Here is a 3,542-nt window from a genome sequence, read left to right on the forward strand (position 1 = left end):
GGCAGGTCCAGCCCGGCCGCGGCGAAAACATCCAGCACCTCGCGCCGGTCGGCCCCGCGCGCGCCGCCGATGGCGACGCAGCCGCCGAGCCGTTCGCCCTGCCATGTTTCTAGGAACTTGGACAGGCCCGCCTGCCCGGCCAGCACCGGCGCCCCCTCGACCACCGATACCGCCTGCGGGTCCCGGTCCACCAGCGCCACGATATGTCCGCCGAGATCGTCCAGCAGATCGCGCAGCACCCGGGCATGGCCGGAACTGCCCCAGACGATGCAGGCCAGCTCAGCCATTCAGCAGCTGGCCGATGACGTCGCAGACCCGGCCGATATCGGCCTCGGTCATGTCGTGATAGCTGGGCAGGTTGATCGCCCGCCGCGCCGTGGCATGGGCCAGCGGCGTCTGCGCATCGGCAAAGAATTCGAGGTCGGAAAGCGGGCTGAAAAACACGCGGGCGTCGATATCGGCGGCTTGAAAGGCGGCAATCGCAGCCTCCTGTGTCACCCCGGTGGACTCGGCAAACACCACCGTCGGCATCCAGGCGCCATTCACGCCGTCGGCAGGTTCCGGGTTCATCGCGATGCGGTCATCGGGCAGCAAAGCGGCGCGATAGGCGGCCAGGATGGCGCGCTTGCGCGCTGTCAATTCCGCGATGCGTTCGATCTGGGCACAGCCGATGGCGGCCTGGATGTTCGACATCTTGTATTTGAACCCCACCATATCGGGCCAGAACTGCCGGGTCTGAGCCCGCGACCGGCCATGATTTGAGAGGGTTAGCACCGTTTCATAAAGTTGCGGATCCGAGGTGACGAACATGCCGCCCTCGCCGGTGGTCATCGTCTTGGTGCCGTGGAACGAAAAGGTGCCGAACCGGCCCATCGCCCCGGCCCGGTGGCCGCGATATTCCGATCCCAACGCCTCGGCCGCATCCTCGATCACCGCGACGCCATGGCGCGCGCCAATCGCCAGCAGCGCCTGCATCTCGCAAAGATTGCCATAGAGATGCGTGGCGATGATTGCCTTGGTCGCCGGGGTGATCGCCGCCTCGGCCTTGGCCGGGTCGATGCACCAGCTGTCGGCCAGGATATCGACAAAGACCGGCGTGGCGCCGACATGCACCACCGGCGCGGCGGTGGCGATCCAGTTGGTGTCGGCCAGGATCACCTCGTCCCCCGGCCCGATCCCCAGCGCCGCCAGCCCCATATGCATGGCACCGGTGCAGCTGGAGGTGGCAATGGCATGGGGCACCCCCAGATGCGCGGCAAAACCCGCCTCCAGCCGGTGGATATAGTCATAGCACTGCGCGCCCCAGCCATTGCGCGCGGCGTCTGTTGCATACTCGACCTCAAGATCGGTGATCGAGGGGCGGGTATAGGCAACCCGGCTCATTCGATCTTCAACTCGGGCACGGCGGTCACGAACTTGGTGCCGGCCCGTGCCAGCGCCATGTTCTGCACCCGGATCTCGGCGCCGATATTCCAGGGCAGGATCACCAGGTAATCGGGCCGGTTCATTTCCAGAGTCTCCGGCGGCAGAATCGGGATATGGCTGCCGGGCATGAACTTGCCCTGCTTGGCCGGCGCCGCGTCGCAGACGAAGTTCAGCAGGTCGGGCTTGACCCCGGCAAAGTTCAGCAGCGTGTTGCCCTTGGCCGCCGCCCCATAAGCGGCAACCGTCTTGTTCTTGGACCATGCCTCCACCAGGAAGGCCAGGAAGGCGTTCTTGACCTGCTCGGCACGTTCCTGGAAGGCGGTGTAAAAGGCATCGTCATCCATGCCGCGGCGGCGTTCTTCGGCCAGCACCGCGCCCACCGCGGCGCCCTCGGGATAAGACGCCTCGACCCGGCAGGCATAGACCCGCAGCGATCCGCCATGGGTCGGCAATTCCTCGACATCGAACACCCGCAACCCGGCATCGCGCATGATCCGGCTGACCGCCAGCAGCGACAGATAGGAGAAATGTTCGTGATAGACGGTGTCGAACTGGCTGAACTCGACCAGCCGCATCAGGTGCGGAAATTCCAGCGTCACCACACCTTCGGGCTTCAGCGCGATCGCCAGACCACGGGTAAAATCATTGATATCAGGCACATGCGCATAGACATTGTTGCCAAGGATGAGGTCGGCCGGCGGCAGGCCGCGCGCCAGTTCCTCGCCGAAAAATTCCTGCAGCACCGGCACGCCCAGGGCTTCGGCCGCCTCGGCCGTGCCGCGCGTCGGCTCGATCCCCAGGCAGGGAATCCCGGCGGCGACGAAGTTCTTCAGCAGGTAGCCGTCATTCGAGGCCACCTCGATCACGTGGCTGTCATGGCCCAGATTCAGCCGGTCGGTGATCATCTCGACATAGGCCGCGGCGTGGTCCAGCCAGCTTTGCGAGGTGGACGAGAAATAGGCGTAATCATCGGTGAACAGCTCGTCCACCGGGGCGAAATCCTCGGTCTGCACCAGCCGGCATTCCGGGCAGGCACGCAGCCGCAGCGGATAGGTGATCTCGGGCTGCAACAGCTGGTCCTCGGTCAGATAGGCATTTGACGGCGGGGTATGGCCGAGATCGAGAAAATCCAGCGTCAGAGGGCTCTGGCAGTGGCGGCAGGTGGGGGTAACGGTCACAGTGGGGATATTTCCTTCAATACCGGCAGCGCGCGGTCGCGGTCAGACAGTTGGACAGGCGGCAGTGGCCAGTCAATGGCAAGCTCGGGGTCGAGCGGGTTCACGCCGCCTTCATGGCCCGGCGCATAGGCGGTGGAGTGATGATATTGCAGCAGCGTCTCGGGCGCGAGCGCCTGAAAGCCATGGGCGACTCCCTTCGGGATGTAGACCGCGTTCAGCGCGGCACTGTCCAGCACTACCACCGCATGACGGCCAAAACTTGGCGAACCTGCACGCAGATCGACAATCACGTCATGGGCGCGGCCGCGCAGGCAGCGCACCAGCTTTTCCTCGGCCGCCGGGCCGGATTGGAAATGCATGCCCCTCAGGGTGCCGGCGGTCAGGTTCATCGACAGGTTCATCTGGACCCAGCAGGTGTTCAGACCCTTCGCTGCGAATTCCTGGCCGCAATAGCTGCGCGCGAAAAAACCGCGCGCATCCTCGCGCCGCTCCAGCGTGATTTCGCAGGCGCCGGCGATGGCAAGCGGCGCAAAGATCATGGCGCGCCAAAGGCCGCGATCTGTGCGGCGGTGATGTCCAGCGGCGACGCTCCCCCGGCCACCTCGCGATACCACTCCATGCTGTGGCGCACGCTGTCGGCGAACCCCCAGCGCGGCACATAGCCCAGATCGGCGCGGGCGCGTTCGATGCCCAGGCTCAACAGCCCGGCCTCATGCGGTGCCGCCGGGTCCGAGGCATCTTCCCAGGTGCCCGGCCAATGGCTGAGCGCCGCCTCGACCAGCGCGCGGACCGGATGCACATCGGCGGGTTCCGGCCCGAAATTATAGCTGTCGGCCAGCGCCTCGCCGCGATAGGCCGCTTCGGCCAGCCGCAGATAGCCCGACAGCGGCTCCAGCACATGCTGCCAGGGCCGCCGCGCCGCCGGGTTGCGCAGGCGCA

General features: G+C 65.8%; 5 protein-coding genes. All 5 read right to left on the minus strand.

Translation table 11 applies throughout. From position 1 onward, the window contains the following. Window positions 1-287, minus strand: a 287-nt coding sequence (locus tag CVM52_RS24435) for a PglD-related sugar-binding protein (RefSeq protein ID WP_205965025.1), incomplete at its 3' end; no start/stop codon positions are given. Continuing rightward, window positions 280-1,383 carry a DegT/DnrJ/EryC1/StrS family aminotransferase gene (locus CVM52_RS24440; RefSeq protein ID WP_100164903.1) on the minus strand — a complete coding sequence of 368 codons (1,104 nt, stop codon included), beginning with the start codon at window positions 1,381-1,383 and terminating at the stop codon, window positions 280-282. The genes CVM52_RS24440 and CVM52_RS24435, both read right to left, overlap by 8 nt. Beyond that, complete coding sequence (locus CVM52_RS24445; RefSeq protein ID WP_100164904.1) at window positions 1,380-2,603, minus strand: class I SAM-dependent methyltransferase; 1,224 nt, start codon at window positions 2,601-2,603, stop codon at window positions 1,380-1,382. Before CVM52_RS24445 ends, CVM52_RS24440 begins: the two co-directional genes overlap by 4 nt. Then, window positions 2,600-3,142: a dTDP-4-dehydrorhamnose 3,5-epimerase family protein gene (locus tag CVM52_RS24450; RefSeq protein ID WP_100164905.1), complete on the minus strand. Its 543-nt coding sequence runs from the start codon at window positions 3,140-3,142 to the stop codon at window positions 2,600-2,602. The genes CVM52_RS24445 and CVM52_RS24450 overlap by 4 nt, the downstream gene beginning before the upstream one ends. After that, window positions 3,139-3,542, minus strand: a 404-nt coding sequence (locus tag CVM52_RS27205) for a CDP-glucose 4,6-dehydratase (RefSeq protein ID WP_503128403.1), incomplete at its 5' end; no start/stop codon positions are given. The genes CVM52_RS27205 and CVM52_RS24450, both read right to left, overlap by 4 nt.

Source organism: Pseudooceanicola lipolyticus (assembly GCF_002786325.1).
Classification (GTDB): Bacteria; Pseudomonadota; Alphaproteobacteria; order Rhodobacterales; family Rhodobacteraceae; genus Pseudooceanicola_C; species Pseudooceanicola_C lipolyticus.

Bases quoted from the DNA above. Each gene is read 5' to 3' on its own strand.
- CVM52_RS24440 (WP_100164903.1), bottom strand. From the start codon at position 1,383: ATGAGCCGGGTTGCCTATACCCGCCCCTCGATCACCGATCTTGAGGTC.
- CVM52_RS24450 (WP_100164905.1), bottom strand. From the start codon at position 3,142: ATGATCTTTGCGCCGCTTGCCATCGCCGGCGCCTGCGAAATCACGCTG.